Origin of the sequence: Streptomyces sp. P9-2, assembly GCF_051903975.1 — a bacterium.
GTDB classification, from domain to species: domain Bacteria; phylum Actinomycetota; class Actinomycetes; order Streptomycetales; family Streptomycetaceae; genus Streptomyces; species Streptomyces cellulosae.
This window is the reverse complement of record NZ_CP192633.1, coordinates 2,662,615-2,676,647: the sequence shown is the minus strand read 5'-3', so window position 1 is coordinate 2,676,647 and position 14,033 is coordinate 2,662,615. Positions and strand designations below refer to the sequence as shown.

Here is a 14,033-nt window from a genome sequence, read left to right as displayed (position 1 = left end):
ATAGTAACGGCAGCGGCTGCGGCACCCAAAAGGCGATCACCGATGGTGAGCAGGTGGCTGGTCGGGGTGGCGGGATTTGAACCCACGGCCTTCCGCTCCCAAAGCGGACGCGCTACCAAGCTGCGCCACACCCCGTCTGGTGCGATCCGTAGGGTACATGCACGCGGGCGAAAGGTCCGCCGCCTTCACGGCCCCGGGGCGGCGTCCGGCGACCGGCCGGACACGGGGTGTGCGGCGAGGGCGCACGACCCGCTACGATGCCTGTCGGTGCCGCGGTCACGGACGCGCGGCGCACACCGTGCGGGCGTAGCTCAATGGTAGAGCCCCAGTCTTCCAAACTGGCTACGCGGGTTCGATTCCCGTCGCCCGCTCTGCACGGCCGAAGGCCCAGGTGAGAGGGTATGCACCCGCTCCCTGGGCCTTCGTCGTACCTGTGCGCCCGGCGGCTCGGTCGGCACCCCGGGCCCGCCGTCCCGACCGCGCCGAGCCGCCTCGCGCGCAGCATGCGCCGGTCCGGAGATGTCCGGGCCGGCCCTGGGGGTGTCCGTGGGCGGGATCAGAAGCTGATGGAGTTGATCATCTCGGCTATCGAGTCCAGGAAGCGCTGGATGTCGTCGGCCATGCCCGTCGAGGCGAGGAAGAAGCCGAAGAGGACGGCGACGATCGCCGGCCCGGCCTTGATGGAGCCACCTCTCAGCAGCACCACCAGGATGATCGCCAACAGCAGCACCACTGACAGTGAAATGGCCACAACTGATCACACCCTTGGTCGGTTCGGCTTCGCCGGCCCGGGCGACGCATCCCCGCGCACCCCGCCAGAACCATCGTGCCACCAACGAGCCCGCCCTAACCGGCCGCTGACACATCGTCCGCCTCAAGATCCCGCCGCCGTCGCCGCCGTACCGGACACGGAGAGGCAACACCTGTTTGTCGTACGGCAATTCGAGAGAACACCCGCACGGGGAATTCAGCGACCTCCCGGGGGATTACGCGGGACTTACGGACATCCCTTCTCCAGGCCCTCACATGGTGTTCGCAGGCGATTCGAATAACCCCTGTTCCACCTGACAAGAGGACATGTCGCCGCCAGTCACCCCCCTCCCCCATGACCGGATTGATCCGGAACAATCCTGACAAGAACGGCTGGCGTGAGGGGGGACACGGCAACAACACGGCACCTCTTCACTTGTGTTGCCCACCACGCCCACGGCATGCGCGCATTGCCGATTCCGGGGTACCCGAACGCGATAACCAGGAATGACGTCGGGCGTTTTACGTATTCCCGAAGACGACGCTAGGGTGCCTGAGATGTTCCACGCTGCCTCGTCCCCCGCAAGCGCAGCGAGCTCCCCGATCGCCTCCCCGTTCCACCGCCGGGAGGGCCAGTGACGAACTCGCAGCGACCGTACGGCAACAGCAGGACGCCGCTCCCACCGGTGCAGACGCCGGCGGACGGAGTGCCGACCCCGCGCACCAGGATCCCGGACGGCTCCCGGCCCGCCCCGGGCGGCAGACAGCGCGACGCGTTCTTCGACAACGCCAAGTACCTGGCGATCGTGCTGGTGGCCGTCGGCCACGCCTGGGGGCAGCTCCTGGACGACGGGGCGGTCGAGACCGCCTACCGGGTCGTCTACACGTTCCACATGCCGGCGTTCATCCTCATCTCCGGCTACTTCTCCCGCAGCTTCGACCTGCGCCCCAAGCATGTGCGGCGCCTGGTCACCGGGGTCGTCGTCCCCTACGTCGTCTTCGAGACCGCGTACTCCCTCTTCCAGCGCTACGGCAACGACGAGCCGGAGCACGGCATCACACTGCTGGACCCCACGTACCACCTGTGGTTCCTCTGCGCCCTGTTCGTGTGGCGGCTGACCACGCCGGTGTGGAAGGCGATCAAGCACCCGCTGCCCGTCTCGCTGGTGCTCGCCGCGCTCGGCTCGGTGTCCCCGCAGATCGGCGACGACCTGGAGCTCCAGCGGGTGCTGCAGTTCCTCCCCTTCTTCGTGCTGGGCCTGACCCTGCGCCCCGAGCACTTCCGGATGGTCAAGCGCCGCTCGGTGCGCCTGGCGTCCGTGCCGGTGTTCGTCGCGGCGGCCGTCACGGCCTGGGCGACGATGCCGTACATGCGGCTCGGCTGGCTCTACCACAGCGACGCGGCCCAGGAGTTGGGCACGCCCTGGTGGACCGGCCCCGTCACGGTGTGGGCCACGCTCGGCTGCTCGCTGGTGATGACCGTCTGCTTCTTCGCCTGGGTGCCGCGCCGCCGCATGTGGTTCACCTCCCTCGGCGCGGGCACCATCTACGGCTATCTGCTGCACGCCTTCCTGGTGCGCGCGGGCAACTACACGGACTTCTACGACCAGCCCGCGCTGCACGAGCCGCTCGGCGTGCTGGGACTCACCGTCTTCGCGGCCGCCGCCGTGACGCTGCTGTGCACCCGGCCGGTGCAGCGGGCGCTGCGCTGCGTGGTGGAGCCGCGCATGGAGTGGGCGTTCCGGAAGGACGCGGGCGAGGCGGCCCCCATCCGTCAGCAGCCCCGGACGGCCGAGGTGCGGGCGCAGGGCGAGAAGGTCTCCGTCTAACGGCCCGTGCCGCCCGCGTCCAGGCCCAGCAGGGCGCGCATCCGCGCGTACTTGGCGGTCAGCCGGGCACGGGTGGCGTCGTCGAGGACGGCGAGGCGGGCCGGGTCGGCGTTGTGCGCCAGGTCCGCCTCCTTCACCAGCAGGGCGCCCGGGGTGGCCAGGATGCGGGCCGCGTACTCCTCGGGCGGCTCGCCGGACCTCTTGGTCACGGCGAGGACGATGTCCTTGGTGCGCCGGGTGAGCGCCGCCTCCTCCAGCCACGCTCGGCTCAGCTTGTCGTCCTCCACGGAGTCGTGCAGCCAGGCCGCCGCGATCTGCTCGTCGTCGCCGCCCCGCAGCCGTACGCCCTCGGCGACCGCGCGCAGGTGCTCGGCGTAGGGGCGGCCCGCCTTGTCGGTCTGGCCGGCGTGTGCGGCGCGGGCGGTGGCCTCGACCTCGGCCAGGTCCATGAGCGGTGTCCGGTTCACGCGACCAGTGTGCCCGGCGCGGCTCAGCGGACCGCGGCCGCGGTGGGGCCCTCGCGGCAGATCAGCAGCAGCGCCCGGTCGTCGTTGACGTCCTTGGCGACGGCCTCGATGAGGTGCCAGGCGGCGCCGTGGAAGCCGCCGACGACATAGCGGTCGGCCTCGCCGGTGAGCCGGTCGATGCCCTCGACCATGTCCCGGTCGGAGGTCTCCACCAGGCCGTCGGTGAACAGCATCAGCACGTCGCCGGGGCGCAGCGAGCCCTTCACCGGGTCGAACTGGGCGCCGTCGTACACGCCCAGGAGGGGCCCGTCGGCGGCCTTCTCCTCCCAGCGGCCGCTGCCCGCGCTGAGCTGGAGGCCCGGCGGGTGTCCGGCCGAGTAGAGCTCGTAGTCGCCGGAGTCCAGGTCGAGGACCAGGTGGATGGAGGTGGCGAAGCCCTCGTCCCAGTCCTGGCGCAGCAGATAGCCGTTGGCGGCGGGCAGGAAGTCGTGCGGGGGCAGGCTGCCGAGCAGGCCGCCGAAGGCGCCGGACAGCAGCAGGGCGCGCGAGCCGGCGTCCATGCCCTTGCCGGAGACGTCGGTGAGGACGACCTCCAGGGTGCGCCCGCCGTTGGTGCGGGCGGCGACCACGAAGTCGCCGGAGAAGGACTGGCCGCCCGCGGGACGGAGTGCCATCTCCCGGTGCCAGCCCGTCGGCAGCTTGGGCAGCTTGCTCTGCACGCGGATGCGCTCGCGCAGGTCGAACAGCATGGTGCCGCCGCGCCGCCAGGGCACGCCGACCCGGCTGCGGAACTGGGCGACGAGCAGTCCGAAGAAGCCGCAGGCCGCGACGACCAGGACCACGCCGGGGGTGACCCGTGCCACGCCCTCGGTGTACGGGCCGAGTTGCACGGCCTCCACGATCAGCGCGGTGGCCGCGGCCGCGTAGAGCCCGAGCAGGCTGGCCGGGCGCAGCAGCAGGCCGCCCGCGACGATCGGGATGCACAGGGCGGACGGCGAGCACCACACGGAGTTGGCGAGGGTGCCGGCGGCGATCAGCGGGACGGTGAGGAGCAGTCCGGCGAGCGCGATCCAGTCCGAGCCGTCGCCGCGGAAGTAGTCGACGGCGGCCCGGCGCACGCCGACGCGGGCCCGGTGCCACTGCTTCTTCAACCGGGCCGTGAACGTTTCGGCCGCCGCGCGCCGCTCTCGTCCTGCTGCCATCAGTTCGGGACCCTATCCATCCAACCGGCCGCTTGGCACGGGAGGTCCAGCTTGTCCCCCCTGACGGGGACCGGACTCACAGTGAACTTCACCCGGAGCCGTCCCGGGCCGGGGCGGCGGAAATTGCCTCGCCCCGATTCCGGGGGCCTGGTAGGCATGGCCCCATGGTCGACGATCACATGGGCCCGGAGCCCGAACTGCGCAGCCTGCGGCCCGACGAGTGGGACGGCGCGTACGGGAACCTGCTGCGCGCCTTCGGCGGGCTGACGGAGGCCGACGAGGAACGTCAACTGTGGCGCTCCCTGACGGAGTTCGGCCGCTTCCTGGCCGCCTGGGACGGTGACCGGTGCGTGGCGTCCGGGGGCGCCTTCTCCTTCCGGCTGACGGTGCCCGGCGGGGCGTCGGTGCCGGCCGCGGGCGTGACGATGGTGAGCGTGGCCGCCACCCACCGGCGGCGCGGGCTGCTGACCGCCATGATGCGCCGGCAGCTGGACGACATCCGTAGCTGGGGCGAGCCGCTGGCGGTGCTGACGGCGTCGGAGCCGGCGATCTACGGCCGGTTCGGCTACGGAGCGGCCACCTTCCAGCTGGACGCGGAGATCGACACCGTGCGCGCCGGTCTGACGGTGCCGGACGGTACGGACGACGTACGGCTGCGGTACGCGGACCCGGCGGAGGTGCTGGACGTGTGCGAGGCGGTCTACGCACAGCTGGTGCCGGGGCGTCCCGGCATGCTGGCGCGGCGGCCCGGCTGGGAGAAGCCGGGCGTGCTGGACCCGGAGAGCCGGCGGGGCGGGGCGTCGCCGCTGCAGTGCGTGGTCGCCGAGCGCGACGGCGCGACGGTCGGGTACGCGCGGTTCCGGGTGAAGCCGCACTGGGGTCCGGGCGGGCATGACGGCGAGGTGGCGCTGAACGCCCTGGACGCGCTGGACCCGGCGGTGGCCGCTGCGCTGTGGCGGTTCCTGTTCGACCTGGACCTGACGTCGTCGCTGCGGGTGCGGGGACGTCCGGTGGACGACGCCTGGCAGTACCTGGTGCGGGACGTGCGGCGCTGCCGTCCGGCGCTGCGGGACGCGCTGTACCTGCGTCCGGTGGAGGTGGGCGCGGCGCTCGCGGCGCGGACGTACCGGACGCCGGTGGACGTGGTGCTGGAGGTGGAGGACGCCTTCTGCCCGTGGAACGGCGGGCGCTGGCGGCTGAGCGGGGACGCCAAGGGGGCCGTCTGCGAGCCCACCCGGGACGCGGCCGACCTCGCCCTGTCGGTGCGGGAGCTGGGCGCCGCCTATCTGGGAGGGGTGAGCCTGACCGCGCTGGCGGCGGCCGGGCGGGTGCGGGAGCTGCGGGGCGGCGCGCTGGCCGAGGCGTCGGCGGCGTTCGGCAGCGACCCGGCGCCGTGGCTGCCGCACGGCTTCTGACCAGCGGCGCGCTTCAGGGGCGCCGGGGCGTGCGAGGTCAGGCCCGCTGGCAGCCCGGGCACCAGAAGAGGTTGCGGGCGGCGAGGTCGGCGGTGCGGATCTCGCCGCCGCAGATGTGGCAGGGCAGGTTCGCCCGGCGGTAGACGTACACCTCGCCGCCGTGGTCGTCGACGCGCGGCGGGCGGCCCATGGCCTCGGGGGTGTGCTCGGGGCGGACGGTGTCGATGCGGTTGTTCCGGACGCCCTCGCGCATCAGGGCGACCAGGTCGTCCCAGATCGCGTCCCATTCGGCGGGGGTGAGGTCCTTGCCGGCCCGGTAGGGGTCGATGCCGTGCCGGAACAGCACCTCGGCCCGGTAGACGTTGCCGACGCCCGCGACGACCTTCTGGTCCATGAGGAGCGCCGCGACCGTCGTACGGCTGCGGCTGATCCTGCGCCAGGCGCGCTCGGGGTCGGCGTCGGGCCGGAGGGGGTCCGGGCCGAGCCGGTCGTGTATCGCCCGCTTCTCGGGCTCCGTGATCAGGGCGCAGGTGGTGGGGCCGCGCAGGTCGACGTACGCGGTGGAGCCGGTCAGACGCAGCCGCACGGTGTCCGTGGGCGGCGGCGCCGGGGCCGGTCCGAAGGTGACCTTGCCGAACAGGCCGAGGTGGATGTGCACCCACTCCGGATGGCCGGGGTCGCCGAAGCCCAGGAAGAGGTGCTTCCCGTGGGCGTCGGTGGTGCGCAGCGGGGTGCGGTCGAGGAGGGCCGCGGCGTCGCTGAACTTGCCCTGGGGGCTGGTGACGCGCAGGGAGGAGTCCGCCCGGAAGGCCTCGGCGTAGTCCTCGGCCAGCCGGTGGATGGTGTGTCCCTCGGGCACGGTCCCCCTCGCTCGCTCCGCTGTCTGTGTCCGGGTCCGGAGGTTACTGCTGCGGGTGGTGCGCCGGGATCGGCGGGAGGTCGCCGGAGGTCTCGTAGGAGGAGAGCATGTCGATCCGGCGGATGTGGCGCTCGTCACCCGAGAACGGGGTGTTGAGGAAGATCTCGACGAACTTCGTCGCCTCCTCCTGGCTGTGCATGCGCGCGCCGACGGCGACCACGTTGGCGTCGTTGTGCTCGCGGCCCAGCGCGGCGGTCTGCTCGCTCCACGCCAGGGCGGCCCGTACGCCCTCGACCTTGTTGGCGGCGATCTGCTCGCCGTTGCCGGAGCCGCCGATCACGATGCCGAGGGAGCCGGGGTCCGCGGCGGTCCGCTCCGCGGCGCGGAGGCAGAACGGCGGGTAGTCGTCCTGGGCGTCGTAGATGTGCGGGCCGCAGTCGACGGGTTCGTGCCCCGCCTCCTTGAGCCACTCGACGAGATGGTTCTTCAGTTCGTAGCCCGCATGGTCGGAGCCGAGATACACGCGCATGCGTCGAGTGTGACACGGCCCTTCCGGGGAAGCGGCGCGGGGTGGGCGGTGTGAAAGGTGTGAGCCAATCCACAGGACCTCAGGAAAAGCTCGGGTAAAGATTGGAAATCAAAGGTTCCTGTGAAAGTAGGCCTCCGTTTCACTGGTTCAGCTCGTGCACCGCTCGTACGGGTACCGCTCAACCGGCGCAAAGGAAGACCCCACATGACTTCGCAGCCGACCCTCACCAAGGCGGGTAACGGCCCCGAGGGCCCCGGAGGCCCGCCCACGGGCTCCGGGCTCCAGGCCGGTCTCAAGAACCGGCACCTGTCGATGATCGCCATCGGCGGTGTCATCGGCGCCGGACTCTTCGTCGGTTCCAGCACCGGCATCGCCACCACCGGTCCCGGCATCCTCCTGTCGTACGCGCTCGTCGGCACGCTCGTGGTGCTGGTGATGCGGATGCTCGGCGAGATGTCCGCGGCCAACCCGACCTCCGGATCCTTCTCCGCGCACGCCGACCGCGCCCTCGGACCCTGGGCCGGATTCACCATCGGCTGGCTCTACTGGTTCTTCTGGGTCGTCGTGCTCGCCGTCGAGGCGACCGCGGGCGCCGCCATCCTCGAAGGGTGGATACCCGCCGTCCCCCAGTGGGGCTGGGCGCTCATCGTGATGCTGGTGCTGACCGCGACCAACCTGGCGTCGGTCGGCTCCTACGGCGAGTTCGAGTTCTGGTTCGCCGGGATCAAGGTCGTCGCCATCGCCGCGTTCATCGTCGTCGGCGGGCTGGCCGTGTTCGGCCTGCTGCCCGGCGTCGACAGCGAGCAGGCGGGCCTGTCCAACCTGACCGGCCACGGCGGCTTCCTGCCGAACGGCGCGGGCGCCGTCCTCACCGGCATCCTGCTCGTGGTGTTCTCCTTCATGGGCAGCGAGATCGCCACCCTGGCGGCCGGCGAGTCGGAGGACCCGCAGCGGGCCGTCACCAAGGCCACCAACAGCATCATCTGGCGGATCGGCGTCTTCTACCTCGGCTCGATCCTCGTCGTGGTCTGTCTGCTCCCCTGGGACAGCGAGGCCATCGCCGAGGACGGCTCGTACGTCGCCGCGCTGGACTCGCTCGGCATCGCGCACGCGGGCCAGATCATGAACTTCATCGTGCTGACGTCCGTGCTGTCCTGTCTCAACTCCGGGCTCTACACGGCCTCCCGGATGGCCTTCTCGCTCGGTGAGCGCGGGGACGCGCCGAGGGCGTTCGCCCGGACCACCCACCGGGGCGTGCCGCGTGCCGCGATCCTCGTGTCGGTCGTGTTCGGCTTCGTCGCGGTCTTCTTCAACTACAAGTTCCCCGACTCCGTCTTCCTCTTCCTGGTCAACTCCTCCGGCGCGGTCGCGCTGCTGGTGTGGCTGGTGATCTGCTTCTCGCAGCTGCGGATGCGGAAGATCATCCAGGCGGAGGCGCCGGAGAAGCTGGTCGTGCGGATGTGGCTGTACCCGTACCTGACCTGGCTGAGCATCGGGTTCATCGCCTTCGTGCTGGTCTACATGCTCACCGACACCGAGCACGACGGCCGGTCCACGGTGCTGCTGACGCTGCTGGTCGCGGCGGTGGTGCTGGCGATCGCCCTGGTCCGGCACCGGCTGGCCGGCCGGCGGGAGGCCGCCGGCGCCAGTGCCTCGGAGCGGGACGAGGTGGGCGTGGGCTGAACCGCCCCTCCCCGGACATGACAGAAGGGCTCGGCGGGCGCTGTGATCAGCGCCCGCCGAGCCCTTCGGCGTATGCGGTGAAGCCGTCAGCGCTTGTCGACGAGCTTCCAGGCGGTGGGCAGCAGGCCCATCGCGAGCGCGGCCTTGAGCGCGTCACCGATGAGGAACGGGGTCAGGCCGGCCGCGATCGCGGCGGAGGCGGACATCCCGGTGGCCAGGGCCAGGTACGGCACGCCGACGGCGTAGATGATCGCCGAGCCGAGCAGCATCGTGCCGGCCGTGCGCCAGGCGGAGCGGTCGGCGCCGCGGCGGGCGAGCGCGCCCACGACGACGGACGCCAGCAGCATGCCGAGGATGTAGCCGAACGACGGCATGCCCATCCCGGACTTGCCCTCCGCGAACCACGGCACGCCCGCCATGCCCACCAGCGCGTACACCGCGAGCGAGGCGAAGCCGCGGCGGGCGCCGAGGGTGGTGCCGACGAGGAGCGCCGCGAAGGTCTGGCCGGTCACCGGCACCGGGGAGCCGGGGACGGGCACCGCGATCTGGGCGGCGAGACCGGTGAGCGCGGCGCCGCCGAGCACGAGGGCCGCGTCCCGGACACGGGAGGCGGGGACGAGGTCGGCGAGGACCTGTCCGGGCCGGGCGGAGGTGACGGTGGCGGTGCTCATGGGGACTCCCCGGGGATGAGGGCAGATGGGAACACGGCGACGCTATACCGGCGCCCCGGTGCCGATCACCAGCAGCGCTCGACAAAGGCTCGATCAGGGAGTTGGTGGGCTCCGGACAAACAGCGGGGGTCACACCTCGCCCGGGGTGACACGGGTCACTGAGGTGACGTGGTGTCGCCGACACGGAGGGGCCGAGGAGCGGCTGTAGGGATCCACCAACACGGGCCGTCGCGCGCGGGCGTGCCGTCTCGCCCGTCGGTCACGGTCTGGGCAGCGGGAGTGACCGTTTGCTAGCTTCGGGCCATGGTCGCCCAGTCCCGGAACTTCACCTCGCGTCGCCACGTCGATCTGCGACGCGTGGGCGCCACTGCCTGTCGCCTCCTCTGACGAGGCGGGCGGAGCGGATCCGGCGCGCCTCGACTCCCGTACGACGGCGCAGTGTCGGACCCGTTCCCGAGGAAGTTCCCCATGCTTCGTACCGTGGCACCCCCGCCCCACTCCCCTGCCCGCCCGGCGCGTGCCGCCGACCCCGACCGGCGGCGCACCAGCGCCCGCACCGTGCTGCGGTGCGTGCTGGAGCACGGTCCGGTGGCGCGCAGCACCGTCGCGCGGCTCACCGGTCTGTCGCCTGCCTCCGTGACCGACCACTGCGCCCGGCTGACGGAACTCGGCCTGCTCCATGAGGCGACGGCGCCGCGCCGCTCCGGCGGGGTGGGACGCCCGCACCTGCCCCTCGACGTGGACGGGTCACGGCTGGTGGTCGGCGGGGTCCATGTGGCGGTGCCGTACACCACGGTGGCGCTGCTGGACCTGCGCGGCCGGGTGGTCGCCGAACGGCGGCTGCCGCACCCGGACCCCGAACCGGTGCGGGTGCTGGAGCGGGCCGCCGGCGGTCTCGCCGAACTGCTGGAGCGGGTGCCGGAGCGGCGGCCGCTCGGCGTCGGTTTCGCGGCCGGCGGCTGGGTGGACCGCGCGGCCGGCACGGTCGTCGACCATCCGCTGCTGGGCTGGCGGGAGGTCCCGGCGCGTGAGGTGCTGCGCGCCCGTACCGGGCTGCCGGTCCATGTGGACGGGCACGCGCGGGCGTTGGCGGACGCGGAGCGGCTGTTCGGCCGGGCCGCGCGGGGCGGCGGGAGCGCGCTGCACCTGTTCGCCGGGAACATCGTCGACGCGGCCTTCGCCACCCATGACCAGGTGCACCACGGGCCGCGCTCCCAGGCGGGCGCGATCGCCCATCTCCCGCTGACGGGCGGCACCGAGTCCTGCCCGTGCGGCCGGACCGGCTGCCTCCAGGCCGAGTTGAGCGAGCGCACCCTGTGCCGGCGGGCCCGTGAGGCGGGCGTGTGCGACGGCCGCAACCCGCTGCACGTGGTCGACGCGGCGGCGGCCGGGCATCCGGCGGCGGCGCGGCTGCTGCGGGAGCGGGCCCGGATGGTGGGGCGCGCGGTGGGGCTGCTGACGGACGTCCTCAACCCGGAGAGCGTCATCGTCACCGAGATCGGCGTCATCCACCGCCCCGACTGTCTCGCGGTGCTGCGCGGAGAACTGGACCCGGCGCGCGCGGAGACGGTGACACCGACGAGTTTCCCGGAATCCGTGCTGGCCGTGGCGGGTGGAGCGGTCGCTCTGGACGTGCTCTACCGGGACCCGCTGAGCGTGTCACCAGAGCGTATTTAATTCAGAAACTCGGAATATTGACAGCCCCCTTCTGGGACAAGGAACATGCTGGTCATGAGCTGTCGCACCCTCTGTTGCTGACACGTTGACGCGCGATCGTCCGCAGCGTCCTCCCTTTCTCGCGCGCTTTCCCTTCCGGGTGTTTCTTGTCTTTCCCGCCCGGTAATCCAGCCTGCCTTTCCGTCCCCGCGCACACCCCTGTGCGCTTTTCCCCATCCCCCGGGAGTTCCCTCATGCCCGCACCACCGGTGGCCGGCCTCGACCGGCGTCTCTTCCTCACCTCCCTGCTCGGCGTCACCGCCGCCGCTGCCGGACTGAGCGGCTGCGCCGAGGCGGGGGCCGCGGCCGACGAGGCCGCGCTGAAGGCCCCGCTGGCCACGAAGGTGCCGCCGGGCACCCGGCTGAAGATCTCGTCGTACGAGAACTTCCAGCAGATCCAGCTGAAGCTCGCCGGCCTCGACGACCTGCCGTTCGAGGTGGCCGAGTGGCTGAACATCGGGGCAGGACCGGACGTCATCAACGCCTTCCGCGCCAAGTCCCTGGACCTCGCCAACAACGCGGGGATCCCGCCCATCCAGGCCTTCTACCAGGGCTACGACGCGCGGATCGTCGCCATCAACGTCACCCGCAAGCCCAACTACCTGTTCGCCACGAAGCCCGGCAGCGACATCCGCACGGTCGCCGACTTCAAGGGCAGGCGTCTGGCGTTCTCGCAGGGCCAGGCGCAGGGCGTGGTGCTGCTGCGCGCCCTCAAGGAGGCCGGCCTGGACTACGACGACGCCGAACTGGTCCCGCTGACCAGCAACCAGTTCCTCACCGCCCTGCAGTCCGGGCAGGTGGACATCGCGCCGCTCGGCATCAGCCAGGCCCCGTCCTACCTCAAGCAGTACGGGGGAAAGGGCGCCCGCACCATCCCCACCGACGTGGTGGACCTGCTCAACCTGCTGTGGGCGCCGGCCGAGGTGCTCGCCGACCGGGACAAGGCCGCCGCGGTCGCCGCGTACATCCCGTACTGGGCCAAGGGCGCGGTGTGGCAGTACGAGCACCCGGACGTGTGGAACCGGGAGTACTTCGTCAAGACGCAGAACCTCACCCTCGCGCAGGCCGAGTCCATCACGGCTCTCGCCAACAAGCCGTATTTCCCGCCCCGTTGGGACGAGGCCATCGCGTGGGAGCAGGAGACCGCCGATCTGCTCGCGGCGGGCGGCTACGTGAAGAAGTTCGACGTCGGCGTGCTCTTCGACCGGCGCTTCGAGTCGCTCGCCGCGCGGGCCGTGCCCGCGGAGTACCGGAGGTGACCGCCGTGACCACCACCACGACCACCACGACGGAAACGACCCCGACCGCACCCGCCCCGCCCGCCGTCGAAGGGGCGCACCAGGTCAGGCGACGACGGCGGCTGTCGCCCGGCGAACGGCTCCCCGCCACCCGGATCACCGGCCCGCTGCTCGTGCTGGCGCTGTGGGCCGCCGCCTCCGCCGCCGGACAGCTGGACCCGGGCGCGATCCCCGCGCCCTGGACCGTGGTGGAGACCGGGATCCGGCTGTGGACCGAGGGCACGCTGACCGACGACGTCCTCACCTCGCTGCAGCGCGCGGGGGCCGGGTTCGCGATCGGCCTGACGGCGGGCATCGTGCTCGCCCTGGCCGCCGGGCTCAGCCGGGTCGGCGAGGCGCTGATCGACGGCAGCGTGCAGCTCAACCGGGCGGTGCCCACGCTCGGCCTGATCCCCCTGTTCATCCTCTGGCTGGGCATCGGCGAGACCTTCAAGATCGCGATCATCGCCATCGTCGTCTACATCCCGATCTACCTGAACACCCACGCCGCGCTGTCGGGCATCGACCACCGGTTCGTGGAGCTCGCGGAGGTGCAGGGCCTGTCCCGGTCCGCCTTCGTCCGGCAGGTCGTCGTGCCGGGCGCGCTGCCCGGCTTCTTCGTCGGGCTGCGGCTCGGCGTCACCGGGTCCTGGCTGGGCCTGGTCGTCCTCGAGCAGATCAACGCCACCAGCGGACTCGGCTACATGATGTTCCAGGCGCAGAACTACGGCCAGACGGACGTCATCCTCGTCGGTCTCGTCGTCTACGGCCTCTTCGGCCTGGTCTCCGACACCGCCGTCCGCGCGATCGAACGGAGGGTGCTGTCATGGCGCCGCACACTGAGCAGCTGACCCGGCCGGCCGTACGGCTGCGCGGTCTGACCCGGTCCTTCGAGGGGCGCACGGTCCTCGACGGCATCGACCTGGACCTGCCGGAGGGGCAGTTCACCGCGCTGCTCGGGCACAGCGGCTCCGGCAAGAGCACCCTGCTGCGGGCGATCGCGGGCATTGACCACGGGGTGGCCGGCAGCGGCACCCTGACCGCGCCCGAGCGGGTGTCGGTGGTGTTCCAGGACTCCCGGCTGCTGCCATGGCGGCGGGTGCTGCCCAACGTGCTGCTGGGTCTGGACGGCAAGGACGCCGAGGAACGCGGCCGGGCCGCGCTCGCCGAGGTCGGTCTCGGCGGGCGGGAACGCGCCTGGCCGAGCGAGCTGTCGGGCGGCGAGCAGCAGCGGGCAGCCCTCGCCAGGTCCCTGGTGCGGGAGCCGGAACTGCTGCTCGCGGACGAGCCGTTCGGGGCGCTGGACGCGCTGACCCGGATCAAGATGCACGCGCTGCTGCGGCAGTTGTGGGAGCGGCACCGGCCGTCGGTGCTGCTGGTCACGCACGACGTGGACGAGGCGATCGTCCTCGCCGACCGGGTGCTGGTGCTGGAGGACGGCCGGATCGCGCTCGACCTGACGATCGACCGCGACGGCCCGCACGCCCACGGCGAGTACCGCACCCGGCTGCTGAAGGCGCTCGGCGTCTCCGAGGACGCCCCGTGAGTGTGTCCCGCCCGCACCGCGCCTGACACACCCCGCTCCACCGTCCCCCGCCCTCCGTCCCCGCTCCACCGTCCTCGCACCGAGAAGGG

At 72.0% G+C, this 14,033-nt stretch carries 13 protein-coding genes and 2 tRNA genes; 8 read left to right on the top strand and 7 right to left on the bottom strand.

Annotation, left to right across the window (positions count from 1 at the left end; genetic code table 11):
* Positions 1-58: 58 nt before the first annotated feature.
* A tRNA-Pro gene (locus tag ACQY0Z_RS12410) sits at positions 59-135 on the bottom strand.
* A gap of 165 nt (positions 136-300) precedes the next feature.
* Here ACQY0Z_RS12410 and ACQY0Z_RS12405 point away from each other — a divergent pair.
* Positions 301-371 (top strand) — tRNA-Gly (locus tag ACQY0Z_RS12405).
* A gap of 185 nt (positions 372-556) precedes the next feature.
* Here ACQY0Z_RS12405 and ACQY0Z_RS12400 read toward each other — a convergent pair.
* A complete protein-coding gene (locus ACQY0Z_RS12400; protein WP_006133597.1) occupies positions 557-751 on the bottom strand; it encodes a hypothetical protein in 195 nt (64 codons plus the stop codon).
* 685 nt (positions 752-1,436) lie between these two features.
* Between ACQY0Z_RS12400 and ACQY0Z_RS12395 the strand changes: the two genes are divergently transcribed.
* Entirely contained in the window at positions 1,437-2,579 is a 1,143-nt protein-coding gene (locus ACQY0Z_RS12395; RefSeq protein WP_381728683.1) for an acyltransferase family protein, read from the top strand.
* Here ACQY0Z_RS12395 and ACQY0Z_RS12390 read toward each other — a convergent pair.
* Together ACQY0Z_RS12390 and ACQY0Z_RS12385 are read right to left on the bottom strand one after the other, a co-directional pair.
* Complete coding sequence (locus ACQY0Z_RS12390; RefSeq protein WP_189905513.1) at positions 2,576-3,028, bottom strand: HD domain-containing protein; 453 nt, start codon at positions 3,026-3,028, stop codon at positions 2,576-2,578. The genes ACQY0Z_RS12395 and ACQY0Z_RS12390 overlap by 4 nt on opposite strands.
* A 41-nt stretch (positions 3,029-3,069) precedes the next feature.
* A complete protein-coding gene (locus ACQY0Z_RS12385) occupies positions 3,070-4,248 on the bottom strand; it encodes a PP2C family protein-serine/threonine phosphatase (protein ID WP_189905418.1) in 1,179 nt (392 codons plus the stop codon).
* Between the two features lie 164 nt (positions 4,249-4,412).
* Between ACQY0Z_RS12385 and ACQY0Z_RS12380 the strand changes: the two genes are divergently transcribed.
* A complete protein-coding gene (locus ACQY0Z_RS12380; RefSeq protein ID WP_439812262.1) occupies positions 4,413-5,663 on the top strand; it encodes a GNAT family N-acetyltransferase in 1,251 nt (416 codons plus the stop codon).
* Positions 5,664-5,700: 37 nt separating this feature from the next.
* Here the strand turns inward: ACQY0Z_RS12380 and ACQY0Z_RS12375 are convergent, their stop codons facing one another.
* Both ACQY0Z_RS12375 and ACQY0Z_RS12370 read right to left on the bottom strand, forming a co-directional pair.
* Positions 5,701-6,522 carry an Fpg/Nei family DNA glycosylase gene (locus tag ACQY0Z_RS12375; protein WP_189905422.1) on the bottom strand — a complete coding sequence of 274 codons (822 nt, stop codon included), beginning with the start codon at positions 6,520-6,522 and terminating at the stop codon, positions 5,701-5,703.
* Positions 6,523-6,565: 43 nt separating this feature from the next.
* The gene (locus tag ACQY0Z_RS12370) at positions 6,566-7,051 is read right to left on the bottom strand and encodes a ribose-5-phosphate isomerase (protein ID WP_189905424.1); all 486 of its coding nucleotides are present in this window, start codon (positions 7,049-7,051) and stop codon (positions 6,566-6,568) included.
* 204 nt (positions 7,052-7,255) lie between these two features.
* Between ACQY0Z_RS12370 and ACQY0Z_RS12365 the strand changes: the two genes are divergently transcribed.
* On the top strand, positions 7,256-8,734 hold the full coding sequence (locus ACQY0Z_RS12365; protein ID WP_189905426.1) for an amino acid permease: 1,479 nt from the start codon (positions 7,256-7,258) through the stop codon (positions 8,732-8,734).
* Positions 8,735-8,820: 86 nt separating this feature from the next.
* On the opposite strand, the gene ACQY0Z_RS12360 is transcribed toward ACQY0Z_RS12365, so the two are convergent.
* Complete coding sequence (locus ACQY0Z_RS12360; protein ID WP_189905429.1) at positions 8,821-9,405, bottom strand: biotin transporter BioY; 585 nt, start codon at positions 9,403-9,405, stop codon at positions 8,821-8,823.
* 468 nt (positions 9,406-9,873) lie between these two features.
* Here ACQY0Z_RS12360 and ACQY0Z_RS12355 point away from each other — a divergent pair, with 468 nt between their 5' ends.
* The 4 genes from ACQY0Z_RS12355 to ACQY0Z_RS12340 all read left to right on the top strand — a co-directional run bounded on the left by ACQY0Z_RS12355 (position 9,874) and on the right by ACQY0Z_RS12340 (position 13,944).
* Positions 9,874-11,082: an ROK family protein gene (locus ACQY0Z_RS12355; protein ID WP_439812261.1), complete on the top strand. Its 1,209-nt coding sequence runs from the start codon at positions 9,874-9,876 to the stop codon at positions 11,080-11,082.
* A gap of 233 nt (positions 11,083-11,315) precedes the next feature.
* Positions 11,316-12,380: an ABC transporter substrate-binding protein gene (locus ACQY0Z_RS12350; protein ID WP_439812260.1), complete on the top strand. Its 1,065-nt coding sequence runs from the start codon at positions 11,316-11,318 to the stop codon at positions 12,378-12,380.
* Positions 12,377-13,249 carry an ABC transporter permease gene (locus ACQY0Z_RS12345; protein ID WP_381728411.1) on the top strand — a complete coding sequence of 291 codons (873 nt, stop codon included), beginning with the start codon at positions 12,377-12,379 and terminating at the stop codon, positions 13,247-13,249. The genes ACQY0Z_RS12350 and ACQY0Z_RS12345 overlap by 4 nt, the downstream gene beginning before the upstream one ends.
* On the top strand, positions 13,225-13,944 hold the full coding sequence (locus ACQY0Z_RS12340) for an ABC transporter ATP-binding protein (RefSeq protein ID WP_189905436.1): 720 nt from the start codon (positions 13,225-13,227) through the stop codon (positions 13,942-13,944). Before ACQY0Z_RS12345 ends, ACQY0Z_RS12340 begins: the two co-directional genes overlap by 25 nt.
* The last annotated feature ends 89 nt before the right edge of the window (positions 13,945-14,033 follow it).

Excerpts from the sequence above, each read along its gene's own strand:
- ACQY0Z_RS12390 (WP_189905513.1), bottom strand. The coding sequence starts at position 3,028 with ATGGACCTGGCCGAGGTCGAGGCCACCGCCCGCGCCGCACACGCCGGC.
- ACQY0Z_RS12385 (WP_189905418.1), bottom strand. The coding sequence starts at position 4,248 with ATGGCAGCAGGACGAGAGCGGCGCGCGGCGGCCGAAACGTTCACGGCC.
- ACQY0Z_RS12380 (WP_439812262.1), top strand. The coding sequence starts at position 4,413 with ATGGTCGACGATCACATGGGCCCGGAGCCCGAACTGCGCAGCCTGCGG.
- ACQY0Z_RS12370 (WP_189905424.1), bottom strand. The coding sequence starts at position 7,051 with ATGCGCGTGTATCTCGGCTCCGACCATGCGGGCTACGAACTGAAGAAC.
- ACQY0Z_RS12365 (WP_189905426.1), top strand. The coding sequence starts at position 7,256 with ATGACTTCGCAGCCGACCCTCACCAAGGCGGGTAACGGCCCCGAGGGC.
- ACQY0Z_RS12360 (WP_189905429.1), bottom strand. The coding sequence starts at position 9,405 with ATGAGCACCGCCACCGTCACCTCCGCCCGGCCCGGACAGGTCCTCGCC.
- ACQY0Z_RS12355 (WP_439812261.1), top strand. The coding sequence starts at position 9,874 with ATGCTTCGTACCGTGGCACCCCCGCCCCACTCCCCTGCCCGCCCGGCG.
- ACQY0Z_RS12350 (WP_439812260.1), top strand. The coding sequence starts at position 11,316 with ATGCCCGCACCACCGGTGGCCGGCCTCGACCGGCGTCTCTTCCTCACC.
- ACQY0Z_RS12340 (WP_189905436.1), top strand. The coding sequence starts at position 13,225 with ATGGCGCCGCACACTGAGCAGCTGACCCGGCCGGCCGTACGGCTGCGC.